Origin of the sequence: Nostoc piscinale CENA21 (assembly GCF_001298445.1) — a bacterium.
Taxonomy (GTDB): domain Bacteria; phylum Cyanobacteriota; class Cyanobacteriia; order Cyanobacteriales; family Nostocaceae; genus Nostoc_B; species Nostoc_B piscinale_A.
Genome location: NZ_CP012036.1, coordinates 4,331,502 through 4,352,520 on the forward strand (window position 1 = coordinate 4,331,502; position 21,019 = coordinate 4,352,520).

The 21,019-nt window shown below is 38.2% G+C and carries 9 protein-coding genes, 1 tRNA gene and 1 pseudogene; 7 read left to right on the forward strand and 4 right to left on the reverse strand.

Annotated elements, in window-relative coordinates; all coding sequences use genetic code 11:
• Positions 1-18 precede the first annotated feature (18 nt).
• From ACX27_RS18840 to ACX27_RS18865, 6 genes are all read left to right on the forward strand, one after another.
• Positions 19-4,068 carry a CHAT domain-containing protein gene (locus tag ACX27_RS18840; protein WP_062294948.1) on the forward strand — a complete coding sequence of 1,350 codons (4,050 nt, stop codon included), beginning with the start codon at positions 19-21 and terminating at the stop codon, positions 4,066-4,068.
• 145 nt (positions 4,069-4,213) lie between these two features.
• Positions 4,214-6,451, forward strand: coding sequence for a substrate-binding domain-containing protein (locus ACX27_RS18845; protein WP_062294949.1), 2,238 nt, complete (start codon positions 4,214-4,216; stop codon positions 6,449-6,451).
• 90 nt (positions 6,452-6,541) lie between these two features.
• A complete protein-coding gene (locus tag ACX27_RS32500) occupies positions 6,542-6,685 on the forward strand; it encodes a hypothetical protein (RefSeq protein ID WP_158507404.1) in 144 nt (47 codons plus the stop codon).
• A gap of 13 nt (positions 6,686-6,698) precedes the next feature.
• The gene (locus ACX27_RS18850; RefSeq protein ID WP_062294950.1) at positions 6,699-7,202 is read left to right on the forward strand and encodes a phage tail protein; all 504 of its coding nucleotides are present in this window, start codon (positions 6,699-6,701) and stop codon (positions 7,200-7,202) included.
• Between the two features lie 944 nt (positions 7,203-8,146).
• Complete coding sequence (locus ACX27_RS18860; RefSeq protein WP_062294952.1) at positions 8,147-10,861, forward strand: hypothetical protein; 2,715 nt, start codon at positions 8,147-8,149, stop codon at positions 10,859-10,861.
• Positions 10,862-11,276: 415 nt separating this feature from the next.
• The gene (locus tag ACX27_RS18865) at positions 11,277-13,790 is read left to right on the forward strand and encodes a hypothetical protein (RefSeq protein ID WP_062294953.1); all 2,514 of its coding nucleotides are present in this window, start codon (positions 11,277-11,279) and stop codon (positions 13,788-13,790) included.
• Positions 13,791-13,797: 7 nt separating this feature from the next.
• Here the strand turns inward: ACX27_RS18865 and ACX27_RS31030 are convergent.
• The 4 genes and pseudogenes from ACX27_RS31030 to ACX27_RS18880 all read right to left on the reverse strand — a co-directional run.
• Positions 13,798-13,974: pseudogene (locus ACX27_RS31030) on the reverse strand (WCX domain-containing protein); the annotation flags it as partial.
• A 274-nt stretch (positions 13,975-14,248) separates the two neighbouring features.
• Positions 14,249-14,319 (reverse strand) — tRNA-Gly (locus ACX27_RS18870).
• Positions 14,320-14,412: 93 nt separating this feature from the next.
• Positions 14,413-15,492, reverse strand: a complete 1,080-nt coding sequence (locus tag ACX27_RS18875; RefSeq protein ID WP_062294954.1) for a hypothetical protein — start codon at positions 15,490-15,492, stop codon at positions 14,413-14,415.
• Between the two features lie 60 nt (positions 15,493-15,552).
• Positions 15,553-19,107: a response regulator gene (locus ACX27_RS18880; protein ID WP_062294955.1), complete on the reverse strand. Its 3,555-nt coding sequence runs from the start codon at positions 19,105-19,107 to the stop codon at positions 15,553-15,555.
• 1,059 nt (positions 19,108-20,166) lie between these two features.
• On the opposite strand from ACX27_RS18880, the gene ACX27_RS18885 reads away from it, so the two are divergent.
• The gene (locus ACX27_RS18885) at positions 20,167-20,784 is read left to right on the forward strand and encodes a GNAT family N-acetyltransferase (RefSeq protein ID WP_062294956.1); all 618 of its coding nucleotides are present in this window, start codon (positions 20,167-20,169) and stop codon (positions 20,782-20,784) included.
• The last annotated feature ends 235 nt before the right edge of the window (positions 20,785-21,019 follow it).

A 21,019-nucleotide genomic window follows, 5' to 3' on the forward strand; every position in this document is an offset into this window, starting at 1 on the left:
CCTTCAGAGTATGTGCAGATGCTCACGCAGTTATGGCAGTGGCTTAAAACACATTCAAACCAGCCCACTAGTAGTAAACAGACTTTAAAAACTGTTAGCGAACAGGAAATGGTAGAACCACCTCCTGAATTAACTAATGCTGATTTGGAACTTCTGTTTACCCAACTGCTAGAAGGGGTACATCAAGGACGAGGACAACAATGGGCAATCAAATATCTCCAACGGATGGAAGACCGAATTAGTACCGAACGTTGGATAGATTGGTTACTCATTTATGGTGAACGATTGTTAATCTCCCCTGGGCCGCCTAATCAGCAGTTAGCCTCCCAGATGATCCAACTAGGGGAACTCAATATCGGCAAAGTTGGTGAACTTTCCTATGACATTGGTATTCGTTTAATGACGAGTCATACCAATGACTGGGACGAAGATGCTGAGGAACAACCTGTTGTCTCGACAACGAATGAAGCAACGAATACTCCTGGACAAGATTTACTGCGGAATTTGGGCGAATCGTTATGGGAGTACGAGGAATTACCACCTCCAGCAACTGCACAATCTCCAGAAAATGCAGTTAATCAGGTTCCAGATATGACATCATCCTCGGAAGTTTCTACAGAGAATGTCGCAGAAATTATTTGGGAGTATACAGGAGAAGAATTTGTAGTTAGTACAATACCGCCAGCAGATCCCGCAGAAAAGACAGATATCCCGATTTGGGAATATTCTGGGGAAGCATTTACCACCACATCAGAGGAAACTACCACAGATAATTTAGCCGCTAGTCTTTGGGGTGATCCCGCAGCAGAATTGACAGATAGTCCACCACCTCTAGAATACGCCACAGAAAACACAGATATTCCCACTTGGGACTATACAGAGGAAACGGCAACAGATAATTTAGCCGCTAGTCTTTGGGGAGACACCGCCGCAAAATCGGCAAATAATCCACCCCCAGAGACAGAAAAAGTGAATACATATACTGGCGAAGCATTCACCACCGCACCATCTCAGGAAAGGACAACAACAACCTGGGAATACACCGCAGAAGAATTTTCACCCCCCGCAGCCGTGGCTTTTTTGACTCCGGCGGCAGAAGATGTGATTGGTAATTTGGCTGAATTGTCACTAGAATATCCTGATGAACAAGCCAGATTGGTGCGAACAGGTGTTGCTGAAAATGCTTGGGATCAGTATCTGGCAAATTTAGATCCCACTGTTGCCTATACTTTAGATGAATTATTGGGCAGGTTGGATCAAAGCGCCCATTTAGTACAGCAATTGGCAATTAATCTGACAACACAATCTAGTCCTGCTTTGCCGACTACGCCGAATCCAGTTAATACGGCGATTCAAGCCCAAGCTTGGTTTTATCAAGGTTTACAACAAGCCAAAACGGGGGATTTGGCAGGTGCGATCGCATCTTACGACCGCGCCATTGAATTACAACCGGAATCCCCTGAATATTGGTTTAATCGTGGCTTGACTTTGTTCCATTTAGAACGGTTTGCGGAAGCGGTGGCGGCTTATGACACAGCAATTGACCTGAAACCAGACCATTACAAAGCTTGGTACAATCGTGGCGGTACTCTGGGAGAATTGGGATTATTTGCAGAAGCGATCGCTTCTTTTAGTCAAGCGATTGAAATTCATCCTAATTACCCCGAAGCCTGGGCGAGTAGGGCTTTGGCGCTGCTGAAGTTGGGGCAAGTGTGGGAAGCTATTACCAGTTACGATCAAGCTTTAGAATTGCAACCCCAAGACCCGGAAACCTGGTATTACCGAGGTATTGCTTTAGCTGTTAATGAACAATATGAAGAAGCGATCGCTTCTTACAATCAAGCGTTAGAACTGCAACCCGATTATTACGAAGTTTGGATTGACCGGGGTGTGGTGCTGTTTAATTTGAGACAGTGGTCAGAGGCGATCGCTTCTTGGGATAAAGCCCTGGCTGCCCAATCAGACTTTTATTTGGCTTGGTATAACCGGGGTGTGGCGCTAGATAACTTAGGTAGGCGGGAAGAAGCGATCGCCTCCTACGAAAAAGCGATCGCCATTAAACCAGACTTTCATTTAGCTTGGTACAATCAAGCAGTCGCTCTGTTTTATTTAGAACGCTATACTGAGGCGATCGTTGCTTACGACAACGCCCTACAAATCAAACTGGATTATTGGGAAGCTTGGATTGGTCGAGGGACAGCAATTGGTCATGTACCAGAAAGTCATGTCTTAAATTTATTAACTACCGTCGCCATCAATTACCCTGCTTTAAGACAAGGCGGTTATACAGGTAAACTCGCCAGCTATGAACAAGGGTTAAAACATATCCGTCCAGATACTCACCCAGAGGGTTGGGGTAGATTACATCTGGCGATTGGTAATACCCATTATGAGCAAGGTAAAAAACAACCCGCATCTCGTCAACATTGGCGAAAATCTGTATTTGAATATAACCAAGCCCTGTTAACTCTCAGTTGGGAAGGATTTCCCCAATTACATTTAGAAATACTGCAATCTTTAGTCAAAGTTCTGTTAGGTTTAGGGCAGATTACCCAAGCCCAAGAATTACAACAACGGGCGGCTAATTTATTGCAAGCATTGTTGAGTGATGCTGCACGTTCTGATGAAAATAAAAAACAGTTGGCGCTAAAATTTGCGGGAATTGGGCAATTAGGCGTTGACTTTTTAGTAGAATCGGGTGATTTAGTAGAAGCTTGGGAATTAGCAGAACAAATCAAAAATGCTTGTTTGCAGTGGCTATTATTTGGCTGGCAGAATGAAATTTATTTTCTGAATTATAACTCAGTTCAAGAGTTACTGAACCCCAATACGGCAATTATTTATTGGCATATTAGCCCATCTGCACTGCACACATTTATTATTAAAGATGGCGCTCCTTCGCCAATTTTGGTGTTTATTCCGGTGCAAGCAAGAGGTAATACATTAGCAAATAATAAGCCTTTACAAGAGTTACCATTACCAGAAGCAACACAAAGACTGATTGCTTTTGAACATTGGTTAGAAGATTGGCATAGAACTTATCAAGATTATTGTGAACAAGCCCAAGACCCCCAAACTAAAGGCAATCATGTTTGGCGAGCGCAGATGGAACAAAGGCTGTTAAATCTGCAAAAAATTCTGGAAATTTCCACAATTACGCAAGAGCTAGAAGGGATTACCAACCTCATTTTAATTCCTCACCGCGATTTAGCCAGATTGCCTTTACATCTGTTGTTTAATTTGCCTAATTCTGACGCAGAATTTCTCAATCTTCCCTCAAGATTCATTACAAATTATCTGCCTAGCATCCAAGTAGGATTAAACTTACAACCCAAAAATATAGATAACTGGCAAGAACAGATATTACTGAGTATTGAATCTCCAGCACAGACAAATTATGCACCACCAAAATTTGCCAAGTTGGAGTCAGAAGTCATTACCCAGATGTTTGAACATCCCCAACGCATTCAAGCAGAAGCAGTTACTAAAACTACTGTCGAAAAAGCGTTAGCTGATAATTACAATATCTTGCATTTTACAGGGCAAGTTATCAACAATTTCATTAACCAGAATAAATCAGAATTAACATTAGCAGGAGAAGATAAACTCACTATTGCAGAAATCTGCCCAAAAAACCTCACTAGTTACAATTTAGTATTTCTATCGGCATGTAAATTTGCAAGTCATTTTAACCAAAATATCACTACTGAATATGTCTCTTTGGTGAATGGTTTTCTGTGTGGTGGAGTTCCCCAAGTGATTAGTACTCTGTGGAATGTGGAATCATCAGCGAGTGCGTTATTAATTATCGAATTTTATCGCCGCCTGCAAGTCAACAAATCACCAGCTACGGCTTTAACAGAAGCAACTACATGGTTACAAGAAGTCACCGCCGGAGAATTGGCTATTTGGTATGAAAACTTAATTAAAACTCTGCATCCAGATGAGTTAAGAATTAGAACTTATTTAGCTACTCATTTATATAGAATTAGCAAAATAGTTCCTGAGAGAAAGCCTTATAATCATCCTTATTATTGGGCAGGTTTTATCATTACAAGCAGGAATTAAATCAATATTTAACGCAGAGTGGCGCAAAGGTTTACGCAAAGTCACACAGAGGTTTTATGAATTTATAGAGGAAAGTCTAATGTCTGTTAGCGAAAATTCAGGGTAAGATGCAGCAGATTAAGAGCGATCGCTAAGGGTTTCCGTCGTGGTTTATGAACAAATCAAAGCCAAATTACCGCAGAGGTTTTTCCCGAAACCAGAAAACCCCCCAGTTGTAGAACCGGAGCCGATTTTAACTCCTTTAACTCCGCAAGCACCAACGACTATAGGCGTGGATATCATCTACCGCAAATATCGCTGCTGGACAGGAAATACTTTAGGCTGCGAATGGCCGAAAAACACAATAGAACACAACCCGACGGCTAAAACTTGTCAAAACTGTGGTTTTCCGGCGATTATACCTACTAAAACTGAATTTCGAGGATATAAAGGGCGATATCGCATAGATAAGTATATCGGAAATCGCGGTTTAGGGCGTTTATATCAGGGAATACAACTAACCGACCAACAGCCAGCAATTATTAAAGAATATTTATTACCCCAATTGGCTTTTAAGCCGGAAGAAACCAGAGATAGAAAACAAGCCTTTGAACATCTGGCTGGTTTGAGTTTAGCTGATGGAAGACTTCAAGATATTCGATTGAATTTTCCTTGGGATGCAATTTCTGATCCAATTGCCGAACGCTGCTATCTTGTTACTAATGGTAATATCGATGCTTATCCTACTCTCAAGACATACTTAAAAGCTACTAATAAACCAATGTCTGAAAGGGAAGTGTATCGTGTGCTTGACCAAGGATTACAAACTCTGCAATTTCTCCACGGTCAAAAATTTAGTCTACCGACTGGACAAATACAACAGGGAATTGCTCACGGTAATATTAATTTAGATAGTCTGCTAATTATGGCAGATACCGCAGAATTTTTTATTCATTTAACAGATTTAGCCTTATGGGAGAATTTATTTAATTTATCAACTAGTAAACCTGTGATTTCGACTGCGGCGAAAGACTTAGTTGATTTAGGCTATGTAGCTTTTTATTTATTGCAAGGTAATATTTTAGATGCAAATATTGACCCCAGAAAAGAACAATATTGGCAAGGAATAACTCTTGAGTTTAAAGCTTTTTTATTCCGCCTTTTAGAATTGGACAAGCCCTTTAATAATGCGGAAGAAGCCAGAGAAGCATTATTACAAGTTTATCAGGTTTTACCAAGAGAAATATTAGTAATTACAGAACAAGCAGAAACACCCAAGCCAAAACTTTATCGACCGTCGATATTACTATTAAGTATTTTGGGGGTATTATTGTTCTGTGGATTAATATTGTGGCTAGTCCAGAGATGGAAATCTCCAGAAACTGCGATGGAAGAACCAGTGGTTTGCTGTTTAAAAAGTGTGACTGGTATACCTGCGGGTAAATTTAACTATACTGGTGAAAAAGACAGTACTTGGAGTTTTATCCGACGACAAAGCAATTTAATTTTGCAAAATCAAACGCTAGAAGAAAAGTTAAAAGAAAGCCAGCCAAAATTGCAGTTAAAGTACCAACCAGAGGATAGTATAGAACAAGCGATCGCCAGCGTCAAAGACAAGCAAAAAGATTTTGCGATCGCTAATATGGTAGAAGCATTGACTCCAGAGCTAAAACATCAAGAATTTGCTTATGATGGTTTAGTGGTATTTGTAGCTTTTAGTTACTCCAAGCGCGATAAAAGTCTACCACGAGCTTTGAATGGTCAGATTAGTATTCAGCAACTACAAGATTTATATACAGGTAAGATTAATAATTGGCAACAATTAAAAGGAGCAAATTTACCTAATTTACCAATTAACCTTTACATACCAAAAGACGCAGAAACTATCAGAATATTTGAACAGCGAGTACTCAGAAATGAAGAAGCGATCGCAACTTTCCGTTATTTAAAGCAACAGCAACAATCAAACACATCTTTTACCTATTCTGGCATCAATATCACATCTTTATCAACCTTAGAAATGCTACAAAAAGTCCTGCGGGACTTTGAAGAAGATAATATTGGTAGTATTGGTTTTGCTACACTCAGTCAAGTATTTGGTCAGTGTTCTGCTTATCCTTTGGCTATAGCAGATAAGGATAAAGCCGCAGTACAAACTTTAGTACAAGATAACGGGAAATCAATAGACCCTAATACTGATTTATGTGATGATAAAGGCAGTTATCAGCCTAACATCCAAGTATTTAAAACAGGTAGCTATCCCCTCAGCTATCCATTAGTTGTATTGTATGCGGGGGATAACAGCCGTCCTCCCATCGGTCAAAAATTTGCGGAAATGCTAAGAACCGCAGAAATACAGCAAATATTAGAGAAAACTGGTTTAGTACCACTAAGTCGTCAATAAAGCAGTAAAAGTAGACTATTGGCTAATTATCGAGGTGAAGAATTGGCTGATATATATAAATCTATTTCTGCAATTGTTTAGTTATGACTGATGACAGTAATCAGCAAAAAAAAACTTGCCAAGTTAGCAGGTAAGGTAATGTGCGATCGTCAACTGCTATGGAAGTTGACAGATAAAGTTTATGAACTGATGAAGGAAGATTTACAGCAACAAAAAGAAAGACTTAAAAATTAGATAGGAGTGAGTTATGGCTAATACTAGCCGAGAATTAAACTACGTTACTGCTAATAGATTTTATGTAGAAATTGAGAGTAATATTACCGCCTGTTTTACAGAATGCCAAGGCTTAGGTGTGAATATCAAAACTGAAAAATTTTCTGAAGGTGGTGTGAATAATCAACAACGAGTTTTGTTAAGTCCCGCAGATTTTTCTGATGTTACTCTCAAACGAGGAATTACAAATGACTTAACCTTCTGGAATTGGATGAATAAAATTTTAAGTGGCGCAATAGAAAGGCGTAATGTCAATATTTTAGTGTTTAATCAAGCAGGCGAAACCATGCAATGTTGGACTTTAATTGGTGCTGTACCTATCTCATGGAAAGCACCAGGTTTAAGTGCTGATTCTAGCACAGTTGCTATTGAAGAATTAACTTTGACTTATGAAGGCTTAAAAGTTGATAAAACAAGGTCTGGCGGTGCATCAATTTTGTCAGGACGCGACAGTTCAGGTTCATTTGCTAGTAATTAAAAGTATATGACAGAAAATCTGACAACAGGTTTTATCTTAGAACCTTCAGAACCAGACCTAAATTTAGGGATAAAGCAACCTTTATTACCTCATCGACCTTTGGGACGAAAATTTATTAGTCCTAAGTTTTTATCACCATTAGGAGTAAAATCATTATCAAATTTTGACCCATCAATTTTTTTCAAATTCAGTAATTACAGATTTCTCTATAATAGAAACTTCATTTCAAGATTCACCTTTTTTTTTCTGAATCTAAATCACAAAATTTCAATAAATCAAATCATTACGAAGGACACAAAATAACAAAAAACACTTCAGATTCACAAAAGATTCAACAAAAATCAGCAGGAAATAATTCTAGTTTAAGTAGAGACATATTATTAAGTCATGGCAATGATATCGCATTATCTCAAAGTGAAGCGATCGCCAATGTAAATATAACCACACAAAATACTAATCATAGCAACCCAGAAATAAAAAATCATGATATTAGCGAAATAAACAAATTATCAAACATACCTCAACAACCACCAAAAATCTTATTAAACCCTGATAGTAAAAAATCAAACTTAATTCAACCACAAATTAATACTAATATTTCTGGTACAAATCAAAAAATTGAAACTATACTCAATCCATATCAATCACAAACAGATAGTAGTAATTCTATCTCTCCTCAACCAGAGATAGTAGAAATTGACCAATCATTAACTGATTTAAAACAACAAGCGATCGCACCTTCTACAACTGGTAAAGAATCAAACATTATTCAAGCAAAGTTAGATAGTAATAATTCTGTCTATCCTCAACCAAATATATTAGAAATTGACAACTCGATAACTACGTTAAACGAAAAAACGATCGCACCATCTAATACTGCTACAGAATCAGAGATTATTCAACCAAAATTAGATAGTCATAATTCTGCTTCTCCTCAACCAGAGATGGTACAAATTGAACAAGCACTTACTGAGTCAAAGCAATCAGCGATCGCACCTTCTACAACTGGTAAAGAATCAAACATTATTCAAGCAAAGTTAGATAGTAATAATTCTGTATATTATCAACCAGAGACAGTAGAAATTGACCACTCCCAAATTGAGTTAAATGAAAAAGCGATCGCACCTTATAATACTGCTACAGAATCAGACATTATTCAAGCAAAAACAAATAATAATAATTCTGTCTCTATTCAACCAGAGATAGTAGAAACTCAACACTCACTAACTACGTCAAACGAAAAAGCGATCGCACCATCTAATACTGCTACAGAATCAGACATTATTCAAATAAAAACAGATAATAATAATTCTGTCTCTATTCAACCAGAGATAGTAGAAACTCAACACTCACTAACTACGTCAAACGAAAAAGCGATCGCACCTTTCAACACTGCTACAGAATCAGACATTATTCAAACAAAAACAGATAATAATAATTCTGTCTCTATTCAACCAGAGATAGTAGAAACTCAACACTCACTAACTACGTCAAACGAAAAAGCGATCGCACCTTTCAACACTGGTACAGAATCACCAGTTATTCAAGCAAAATTAGATAGTAATAATTCTGTCTATCCTCAACCAGAGATAGTAGAAACTCAACACTCACTAACTACGTCAAACGAAAAAGCGATCGCACCAAATAATCTTGTTACACAATCACCAGTGATTCAACTAAAATTAGATAGTGATAATTCTGTCTCAACTCAACTAGAGATAGTAGATATTGACGAATCACAAACTGAGGTAAATGAACAAGCGAGCAAACTTTATAATCTAGGTACAGAATCAAAAATTATTCAAGCGAAAATTGATAGTGATAATTTTGTTTCTCCTCAACCCGAAATGGTAGAAACTGAACACTCACTAACTACCTCCAATGAAAAAGAGAGCGCATCTTATAATACTGATACAGAATTACCAATTATTCAACCAAAAATAGATAATAATAATTCTGTTTCTCCTCAACTAGATGTATTAGAAACTGACAACTCACAAACTGAGTTAAAACGACAAGCGATCGCACCTTTCAATACTGGTACAGCATCACCTGTTATTCAACCAAAACTAGATAGTCATAATTCTGTTTCTTTCCAACCAAAGATTTTAGAAATTGAACATTCACAAACTGAGTTAAAGCAGCAAACGATCACACCAAATCATCTTGGTACGAAATCACCAATTATTCAAGCAAAATTAGATAGCGAAAATTCTGTATCTACTCAACCAGACGCAGATATTGACGAATCACAAACTGAGTTAAAACAACAAGCGATCACACCTTTCAATACTAGTACAGAATCATCAGTTATTCAACCAAAATTAAATAGTGATAATTCTGCTTCTCTTCAATCAGAAATACCAGAACTTGATTATTTACGAACTGAGTTAAATCAAACATCGCTCACACCTTTCAATACTACTAAAGCATCAAACATTATTCAACCAAAATTAGATAGCGAGAATTCTGTATTTACTCAACCAGAGATAGTAGAAAACGACAACTCATTAACTGAATTAAAACAACAAGTGATCGCACCTTTCAACACTGGTACAGAATCAAACATTATTCAAGCGAAAATTGATAGTGATAATTCTGCTTCTCCTCAACTAGAGATGGTACAAATTGAACACGCACTCACTGAGTCAAAGCAATCAGCGATCGCACCTTCCACAACTGCTACAGAATCAGACATTATTCAAACAACAACAGATAATAATTCTGTCTATCCTCAACTAAATATATTAGAAACTCAACACTCACTAACTACCTCCAATGAAAAAGCGATCGCACCTTTCAACACTGGTACAGAATCACCAGTTATTCAAGCAAAATTAGATAGTAATAATTCTGTCTCTATTCAACCAGAGATAGTAGAAACTCAACACTCACTAACTACGTCAAACGAGAAAGCGATCGCACCACATAATCTTGTTACACAATCACCAGTTATTCAAGCTAAAATCGATAATGATTATGTCTATCATCAATCAGAAATAGTAGAAACTGAACACTTAGACACTGAGTTAAAACAACAAGCGATCACACCTTTCAACACTGGTACAGAATCACCAGTTATTCAAGCAAAATTAGATAGTGATAATTCTGCTTCTCCTCAACCAGAGATAGTACAAATTGAACACGCACTCACTGAGTCAAAGCAATCAGCGATCGCATCTTCTAATACTGGTATAGAATCAAACATTATTCAACCAAAATTAGATAGTGATAATTCTGTCTATCCTCAACCAGAGATAGTAGAAAATGATCACTCCCAAATTGAGTTAAATGAAAAAGCGATCGCACCTTCTAATACTGCTACAACATCAACAGTTATTCAACCAAAAATAGATAGTAATAATTCTGCTTCTCCTCAACCAGAGATAGTAGAAATTGACCACTCACAAACTGAGTTCAATGAAAAAGCGATCGTACCCAATAATCTTGTTGCAGAATCACCAACTATTCAAGGAAAAATAGATAGTGATAACTCAGTGTCTCCTCAACCAGTTGTATTAGAAACTGATCATTCACAACCTGCATTAAAACAAGAAGCGATCGCACCTTCCAATACTGCTACAACATCAACAGTTATTCAACCAAAAATAGATAGTGATAACTCAGTGTCTCTTCAACCAGTTGTATTAAAAAAATGACTATTCACACACTGAGTTAAATGAAACAGGTATCGTATCTTCCAATACTGCTATAGAATCAACAAGTATTCAAGCAAAAACAGATAGTGATAATTCTGTCTATCATCAACTAGAAATTGTAGAACTTGAAAACTCACAAAGTGCGTCAAATGAAATAGGTATCGCACCTTCTAATATTGCTATAGAATCAAATATTATTCAAACTAAAATAGATAGTGATAATTCTGCTTCTCCTCAATCAGAGATAGTAGAAACTGACCACTCACAAACTGAGTTAAATGAAACAGGTATCGTATCTTCCAATACTGGTACAGCATCACCAGTTGTTCAAGCAAAATTAGATAGTAATAATTTTGTCTCTTCTCAACCAGAGATTGTAGAACTTGACCATTCAAGAACTGCGTTAAATGAAACAGTGATCGCACCTTCCAATACTGGTACAGAATCATCAATTATTCAAGCAAAAACAGATAGTAATGATTCTGTCTCTTCTCAACCGGATATATTAGGGATTGAACATTCACAACCTGCGTTAAAACAAGAAGCGATCGCACCTTATAATACTGCTACAGAATCAGACATTATTCAACCAAAATTAGATAGTCATAATTCTGCTTCTCCTCAACCAGAGATGGTACAAATTGAACACGCACTTACTGAGTCAAAGCAATCCGCGATCGCACCTTCTACCACTAGTAAAGAATCAAACATTAGTCAAGCAAAATTAGATAGTAATAATTCTGTATATTATCAACCAGAGACAGTAGAAATTGACCACTCCCAAATTGAGTTAAATGAAAAAGCGATCGCACCTTATAATACTGCTACAGAATCAGACATTATTCAAACAAAGACAGATAATAATAATTCTGTCTATCCTCAACCAGAGATAGTAGAAACTCAACACTCACTAACTACGTCAAACGAGAAAGCGATCGCACCTTCCAATACTCATATAGAATTAGATATTATTCAAGCAAAAACCAATAGTGATAATTCTATCTATCATCAACCAGAGATAGTAGAAACTGACTACTCTCGAACTGACTTAAATGAAAAAGCGATCGCATCTTTTAATACTGCTATAGAATCACCAATTATTCAAGCAAAAATAAATAGTAGTAATTCTGTCTCAACTCAACCAGAGATAGTAGAAAATGACAACTTACAAACTGAGTTAAAACAACAAGCGAGCGCACCTTTCAATACTGATATAGAATCACCTGTTATTCAAGCAAAATTAGATAGTGATAATTCTGCTTCTCCTCAACCAGAGATAGTAGAAAACGACTACTCATTGACTGAAGTAAAGCAGCAAGCGAGCGCACCTTTCAATACTGATATAGAATCACCTGTTATTCAACCAAAACTAGATAGTCATAATTCTGTATCTACTCAACCAAAGATTTTAGAAATTGAACATTCACAAACTGAGTTAAAGCAGCAAACGATCACACCAAATCATCTTGGTACGAAATCACCAATTATTCAAGCAAAATTAGATAGCGATAATTCTGTATCTACTCAACCAGAGATAGTAGAAAATGACAACTTACAAACTGAGTTAAAACAACAAGCGATCGCACCTTCCAATATTCATATAGAATCACCAATTATTCAAGCAAAAACTAATAGTGATAATTCTATCTATCATCAACCAGAGATAGTAGAAACTGACGACTCTCGAACTGACTTAAATGAAAAAGCGATCAAACCTTATAATCTAGGTACAGAATCACCAATTATTCAAGCAAAAACTAATAGTAATAATTCTGTCTATCATCAACCAGAGATATTTGAAACTGACCACTCACTCACTGAGTTACAAAAACAAGCGATCGCACCTTTCAATAATACTAAAGCATCAAACATTATTCAACCAAAATTAGATAGTAGTAATTATGTCTCTGCTCAACCAGAGACGGTAGAAACTGAAAACTCACTAACTACGTCACACGGAAAAGCGAGCGCACCTTCCAATTCTCGTACAGAATCATCAGTTATTCAACCAAAATTAGACAGTGAGAGTTCTGTATCTACTCAACCAGAGATATTAGAAAATGCCCACTCATTAACTGAAGTAAAGCAGCAAGCGATCGCACCAAATCATCTTGGTACAAAATCACCAATTATTCAAGCAAAATTAGATAGCGATAATTCTGTATCTACTCAACCAGAGATAGTAGAAAATGACTACTCACAAACTGAGTTAAAACAACAAGCGATCGTACCTTCAAATCCTGCTATAAAATCAGACATTATTCAGCCAAAAATAGATAGTAATAATTTTGATAGTAATTTAACAAATGATAATCTAAAAATTACATTGCAATCAGCAGAACATATTTTAAATAAAAAAGAAATTCCTCAGTTGCCTAAAGCTTTAAAAAATATCTCGATTTTTTCTCCACTTTCTCAAGTATCGAAATCTACATCATCTGCGACCATAGATAAAATAAATTCGCCGAAAGTTACTCAGACTCTTTCTCACTCTTATAATCCTAATTACAAAATTCAAAAAAAATCAGCACAAGAAATACCAAATTCATGGTCAAATATTGCAGAATTATTTAGTGAAATTCAAGCTAATAGTATTAGCCCACAAACTATTATACAAACGCTCAGAGAAAATAAACAATCTTACAATAACTCAAAATCTGTAAGACAAATGAGAAATCTAGATAAGGCTGATTTTCCAAACAATGAAAATTCTATTCAATTTATCCAAGCCAGTTATGAAACCTTCAATTCAGCCGATTCTGTTCAACAAGATAAAAATAATTCATTAACTAATGAAGATTCTACTGCAAAAGAAGAATTGGAAAATTTGGATACTCTTGCACGTGAAATATACAAAATGCTGAAACAGCGTTTAGATATAGAAAGAGAACGCCGAGGAAGTAATTATTCCGGGCGTTTACCTTGGTAAATTTATCTCAGGAGTCAATTTTTAAATCATGATGCTGACAAAGAGTTTTGAGTTTTTCTTTGATGAGCGATCGCACATTTTCTGGCGATACAATCACACAATCTAGTGCATATTGCATTACTTATCGAATAAACCAAAATGTACTAGAGACACGCTTAACAACTCGCCGTACTTTTTGGGTATCTGACCAATAGATAGTATCTTTTACTTCCATAACAAAACCGTATTTATAACCCACTATTGGAATCAATGATAGAGACTCTTCCCTTGGTTTTTTTATCTGTAGATATTTAATTAATAGTACTTTTGTACACTAAGGTTACATCCAAATCCACCCAAAATACCCAAAACTACCCGAAATGGTTGTATATTTTTAGTACAAAAATACTATAAAAAGAACTGTCCTATAAATAAAGAAAACCCTCGTAAGTCTTAGCTCACAAGAGTTTCACTTTCTAAGCGGGCGGCGGGAATCGAACCCGCATTAATAGCTTGGAAGGCTATAGTTTTACCACTAAACTACGCCCGCAAATTTCCAACCTAATTATCATAACACTATTTTAAAGAAAATCCAAATATTTAATTAGAATTAACCGATTGAATTGTAATTCTGACAAACAGATTACTCAATTCTGGTTTGCTGCCATCTTGATTGTAGGCGGGGGTAAACTTCTCGTTGCTGAAAAGTTCGTTGATTGCTTGTTGGTAGAGATTTTTTTTCGCCTTGGAGGTTGGCGGGTTGTATTTCTAAGACTCTAGCTTCTTGAAAGTTACCATTTTGATCAATTACCAAACTGGCTAAAAGTTGTGCTGGTGCAAGTCCCTGTTCACCATTGCGAGAATTTACGGCTAATGTTTTAATACTGATTCCCTGATATTGAGCCAGAACATCAGGTAAATCTTGGCTGAGTTGACGCATTTCCTGATCAGCTAAAGGCACTATTTTTACACTCAAGCCAGCTTGTGTAGAAGTATTAAAATTTGTGTTTGCAGGAGTGGGAGAAGTCTGGGGATTTTTTTGAGTCGGGGTCTCAGAAGTTGTACCTGTAGAATTTGGAGAGGGATTTCCGGTGGAAATAGGAGGATTTTTCTTTGTTTCTGTGGTGGAATTGCTTGGTTGATCAGTAGGAAGACTACTGGGTAATTGTCTTCCTTTTCCCAGAACGATTTGTTGGCGACGATTCCAAGGAAGATTACCAACGGGAACTGCCTGTGTAGGTGTGGGCTGTGGCGTAGATTTAGTTAAGTCAGGTGTAAAACTGGGTTGCGGTGTCGTTTGTGGTGTGGGTTTTGGCTGAGAAACTGATTTTTTGACTGATGGTTTAGTGTTTTTTGGCGGAACCGCAGCTTCCCTTTGATTCAAAATGCTGGTTTTTGTATCTTGATTTCTGGGTGTAGTTTTTGCTGTTTCAGTTCTGGCTACAGATTTTGGTGATGAGTTGTTTGGTTTGGGTGAGACTGTCGTCTTAGGTAATGTTGATTTGGCTGCGGGAGAAATTTCCACAACCTCTATAGGAACAATAGCTTGGCTTGGCGGTGGAAACCACAGTCCCAAAGCATCAGACGATCGCATCAGCCAGAAAACCAACAAATGTAGGGAAACTGAACTCAGAGCGACAAATATCCATAAACTGGGAGGATCGCTATGTCGTCGCCAAATTTTGGGCGGAATAGGAGTTTTGTCTGCAACAGGCGTTGTCATATCACCAAAGCCAAATATAATCCAAAGTCTTCAGCAAAGCTTAAGGACTCCGTTTGGATCTTAGCGATTAACTACTAAATCTGGCGAAACTGCAAAAGTCAGGACAGTTTCATCAACTCCTTTGAGTTTTAATGGGCTACCTTTGGTGATTTCTTCATCCTGTAAATAATCTGCCACAGCCGCCGAAACTAAAATCGTACCGGGAACAGCAGCTGCTTGCAATCGGGCGGCAATATTCACACTTGGCCCAATTGCAGTATAGTCAGCGCGTTCGGCGCTACCAAACATCCCGACAACAGCTGTACCTTGGTGAATTCCACAGCGAAACTGTACGCCAGAACGTCCATCACTTTCAAATACACCTTGGTCTCGCCAACGCTGGTTTAACTGTTCCAGTGAACGGTGCATTCCTCTAGCAGTGTTGACAGCGCGACGTACCTGTTCATTCGGAGTGAGTTCTTCTGGCGCTCCATACAAAGCTAAAATTGCATCTCCCATGAATTTATCTACAGTCCCGCCATTGTCAAACACAACTTTGGTCATACATTCTAAATATTCATTCAGTAATTCTGCCACCCGGCGAGACCTGAGAGTGTTGGCTAACTGAGTAAACCCTACAATGTCACTAAACAAAACTGTAATTAACCGTGGTTCAGGACGTAAATCCAAAGTTAAATCCCCGGCGGCGGCTTTCTGCACCAATACACTGGGCAGAAATCGCTTGAGAACTGATTCTGTCAGATAAGTATTTAGTTCCAAAACCCGTCGTTCATTTTCCTTCAAAGCCAAGAGATTTCTGACTTCTGCCAGCAGTTCTCGGTCGTTAAATGGTTTGGCTAAATAAGCATCTGCACCATGTTCTGTACTTTCAATACGAGTTTCTTCGTCTACTTTAGCGGTGAGCAAAATGATGGGGATTCCTTTTAATTTCTCATCAGAGCGAATCATCCGAATCATTTCTAGCCCTGTCACCAAAGGCATCATCAAGTCTGTAACAATTAAGCTGGGAACAATTTCTTGAACTACACCAAACCCTTCATAACCATTACGCGCTGTGTGGACTTGATAGCCGTTGCGCCGAATAATATCAGATACGTAGGTTCGTAAATCTGGGTTATCGTCAACAACTAAAATCGAGTGACGACTATTCTCCTGTGTGCTGGAGTCTGCCACCACCGGATAGTGATTGACTGCTGAATTCTGATTTAGCAACACAGCTGATACATCTTTTGTGATGTGTTCCAATTTTTCGGCTGTTGGTTCTATCAGTTCCAAATCAGCTAATTCCACAGTGGCACGACTGGTATTCAATTCAGCTGGTGTTTCTAATACTTGATTAATTGGTAAGTGTTCATGACCAGTCAGTAACCACAATGTAAAAATAGTTCCTTCACCGTACACTGAATCTACAGTGATTTTACCGCCATGCAGTTCTACCAATTCTTTGACTAAGGCCAACCCCAGTCCACTGCCTTCATAAGAACGGTTTTCTGAGCCTTCAGCTTGGCGGAATCGCTCAAATAACATCGGAATCTGCTCTTGAATAATGCCAATTCCTGTGTCTTGGACTTGCAGGATGCAGTATTCGTTGTGATGTTGGAGTGTAACGCTGATTGTGCCATCTTCAGGCGTAAACTTCATGGCATTTGACAGTAGGTTGTAAACCACTTTGTCAAATTTTTCCATATCTAAGTAAACCTTGGGACATGCACCAAAATCAGTGGCTAGATGTAGTTGTTTTTTCTCACAGTAAGGCCGAAATGACTCGACAATTTGGCTGACGAATTCGACTAAATCACAGGGACGAAAACTCGGCTGCATTCGGCCTGCGTCTAAGCGTTGTAAGTCGAGTAATTGGTTGACTAGTCGCAGCAGACGGCGAGAGTTACGTAGGGCGATCGCACTTTGGCCATGAGATAATCCTTCACCCGCCGCTACTGCCGATTCTAACGGCCCTTGAATTAAAGTAATTGGCGTGCGGAATTCGTGGGAGATGTTTTGGAAAAACTCGGTTTTTTGTTTATCTAATTCCAATAAACGCTCGGCTTGTTCACGGGTTTTCTGATAGAGGCGTGACTGCTGTACGGCGATCGCGGCTTGCGCGGCTACTGCTTTAGCCAGTTCAATATCAGATGATAGCCACTGCCGGATTTTTCGCCCTTCCCGTAAGGTAATACTACCAATACATTTGCCATCAGCTAACAAAGGCACGACCATCAGCGATCGGGCTGGCTTTTTCACAGGCAAATCCAAACCCTTCAATTCCAAGGGACAGACACTGATATCAGAAATTACTACTGGCTCCTGTGTCCGCAAGATTTCTTGCAACAAAGGATTATCTTTAATAGGAGATTTCGTTGAGTAAGGGAAATTTTGAGATATTAAGTCAAGATTAATATTTAAATTAGAATTCTGCCCTGGTTTGAATGTGTGGTCAGGATGTTGAAAAATATCATATAATCCCACACACTGAACAGCTTCATCTTCCTCTGTCCATAAAGACAGCGCACAGCCATCAACTTGTAAGGCCTGCCCTAATTGATGAGTAATTGCAGCAAAAATATCTTGTGGGTCTAAACTAGAGCGAATTGCGGTTGTAATCGTATTAATCAGTGCTTCTCGTTTCGCTAAAGCACGTACTTGTTCATAAGCATACGCTTGAGATAAAGCTAGCGCCGCCTGATCTGCCACCATTGTCACTAGCTGAATTTCTTCACTCCCCCAAAGGCGGGACTCGTGACACTGATGCAGTGCTAATACTGCTAACAATTCTTGTTGACAAATCAACGGTACAACTAAGCTAGAGCAAATATTCGCAGTAGCAAAAGCTTGTCCTCTTTGTTGTAGTACTGAATCGTCTCCTTTAATTCGCTCATCAGTAGCGACATCGTGAATTATCTGAACTTCACGGGTTTCCCAAACTGTTTGCGCTAATAAAGCCGCTGAAGCCGAGAAGGATGTGGCTGCTGTATCTCCTGAAATTTCTGATACTGTTTCTGTTTGTGTCCGGGACAGTTTTTGGTAGACAAATCCTTCGTCTGCTAACTGTTCATCTTGAAAAGGACGTAACAGGCAAACATCTACCTCTAACATGTGACCGACGGTATCGACAATTGCTTGCAAAATTTGCCGATAGTCTAAAGCACTGCGAATTGTATTAGTAACTGTATTCAGCAGCGATTCTTGGCGCAATGTGCGGGTGAGTTCGCGGGTGCGAGCTTTTAAAACATTGTGGGTATCCAAAGCTTGGCGTACCACTGCTTTGAGTTCTTCCGCTTCCCACGGTTTGGTGACATATTTGAACACCTTACCAGCGTTGATGGCTTCTACTAAGTCTTCGACATCAGTGTAGCCAGTCAAAATAATCCGAATAATATCTGGATATTGAGTTGCTGTCAGGCTCAAAAATTCCGTACCACTCATAATTGGCATCCGCTGATCGGAGATAATCACCGCGACTTCTCCTTCTTCTGCCAGCAGGTCTAGCGCCGCCGGGCCGGAGGTTGCCCGCAACACTTTATAATCACGATAAAAAGTACGGTAAAGCAAATCTAGGTTGTCTGGTTCGTCATCAACAACCAAAATTTTCGGCTTACTGTTTACTTGAGATTTCATGCACCGCTTTCCTGCTGCAACAGCAGTTGAATAAAGAATAATCTGCTCAGGAAGTAATTGGTCTGAATCAGGTGAGAGCAGAGCATTTTGCCCAATCGGGTTTTCTGGCTACACAAATGCTGGGTGTAAGAGTATCTACTCACAGTAATTAGCCTCAATCGGTGGTAATGTTTGCCACTGGCTCTGATACAGCACAGTTGTTGGGACGGTTATTTTTTGTACTACAGAGTAGATGCTTGCTTTTCAAGTCTTGTTTCACCTCCTATGAAAACCTTTGCGGATGACATACAACATTCAGGTCTGGTGGAAAAGCTAACTGAAGCTGCATATTAAGTTTGCCCTTTGTCGGCGTTGTAATAACATTTGCAAGTAAATTTTATTTATTTTGGTCATGGGAGAGTGAGCTAGGTCACAACGATGAGTGTTAAAGGCAAAGTATACTATTAGACCCATTACTTGTTCTAATTTAGCAATCATAACCACCAGTGAGAAAAGTGACATGGGGCTGTCACAGATTCATGCTGCTTTAACTATTACAGCATGTACTTAGTTTATCTAGGCGATCCCTAAAAAATAACTGCATTATTATCCTAAAAATGTTTGAGAGATTTTTTCAGTATAAATACGGTAGTAATTTATCTGTTTAGCCAGATTACTATATGGCTTTTTAGTTTTATAGTATAAAAATAATTCTTTATCCCACCCAGTAGAGACTTTGTATATAGCGTCTCTACCGGGTGGGAGTAGGAATACTATTTCTGAAAGCAACTTAGTATCATCCTCAGAAGTAGTCGAAAAGCGGTCTAATATCAGTGGTAGGTCTTTTTCCCCTAATAATTAATTCTGAGTTCTGAATTATTCAATGGTTATGACAATTGATGTTCTGAGTTGCCCAAAATGATGCTAAGTATGTTATTAACTTACAGAAGAACCTCAGCTACCGAAATAATTTCCTGATACTGCAAGTAAATGAAACAATTGTATTGAAGGTAGCAAACGGTGTTTTAGAATATTTGAGAAAATTTTTGTAAAATACAATTAACTAATAATAAACTAGCCTTGACATCCTGGTTTTTTGACTCATCTCACGAACAACCACTGACATCAGCCGCAAAACAAGCTGGTCAACAATTCCAAATTCGTGCAGCTACAGCTACCGATTTAACAGCTATTTCCCAGATTATTGCAGAAAGCTTTCACTCCCAAACCGGTTTCTGGGGATGGGCTTTTCCCTTGCTACGCCTGGGTATTTACGAAGACTTCAGAAATCGTTTATCCTCATCTGCACCCCATCATATTTGTTTAGTTGCTGTTCACACCACTGTTACTAGTGCTAATAATTTAGTGGGAACTGTAGAATTAGGGCTGCGTTTCCCTGATTCATGGAAGAAAAATGGCAGAAGTTTTATTTATCTGTCTAATTTGGCTGTTGACCAAAAATATCGGCGGCATGGTGTCGCCTCGAAGCTACTACTAAGTTGCGAAAAGCTTTGCCAGGAATGGGGTTTTCAAGATTTATATCTCCATGTTTTAGAAGATAACCATCAGGCACGGCAATTATATTTCAAATTAGGTTACAAGATGTGTAAAGTAGAATCTAATTGGAATTTTTTCTTTCTCCAGCAGCCTCGTCAAATCTTATTGCATAAACGCTTACAGCCAAATTCAGAGTGCTGATTTCTGAATTCTAAACCAGAAATTGCTGTAAATACATTTTAGGTGATGACAGAAAGATGTAGCGATCGCAATTGGAACTTTTATTGAGATTCTTCTCTAAGAATTAACACCTAAGATTTTTAACCTATATTTTAAGTCTAAGTTAGTTAGTTTTTGATAGTCAAAACTGTATCATCACCAATTAAAATAAATTAAGCTGAATTTTAGACTATCGGTAAAGTTATTTTTATATGAA

Bases quoted from the DNA above. Each gene is read 5' to 3' on its own strand.
- ACX27_RS18860 (WP_062294952.1), top strand. From the start codon at position 8,147: ATGGTACAAATTGAACAAGCACTTACTGAGTCAAAGCAATCAGCGATC.
- ACX27_RS18850 (WP_062294950.1), top strand. From the start codon at position 6,699: ATGGCTAATACTAGCCGAGAATTAAACTACGTTACTGCTAATAGATTT.
- ACX27_RS18875 (WP_062294954.1), bottom strand. From the start codon at position 15,492: ATGACAACGCCTGTTGCAGACAAAACTCCTATTCCGCCCAAAATTTGG.
- ACX27_RS32500 (WP_158507404.1), top strand. From the start codon at position 6,542: ATGACAGTAATCAGCAAAAAAAAACTTGCCAAGTTAGCAGGTAAGGTA.
- ACX27_RS18840 (WP_062294948.1), top strand. From the start codon at position 19: ATGCTCACGCAGTTATGGCAGTGGCTTAAAACACATTCAAACCAGCCC.
- ACX27_RS18880 (WP_062294955.1), bottom strand. From the start codon at position 19,107: ATGAAATCTCAAGTAAACAGTAAGCCGAAAATTTTGGTTGTTGATGAC.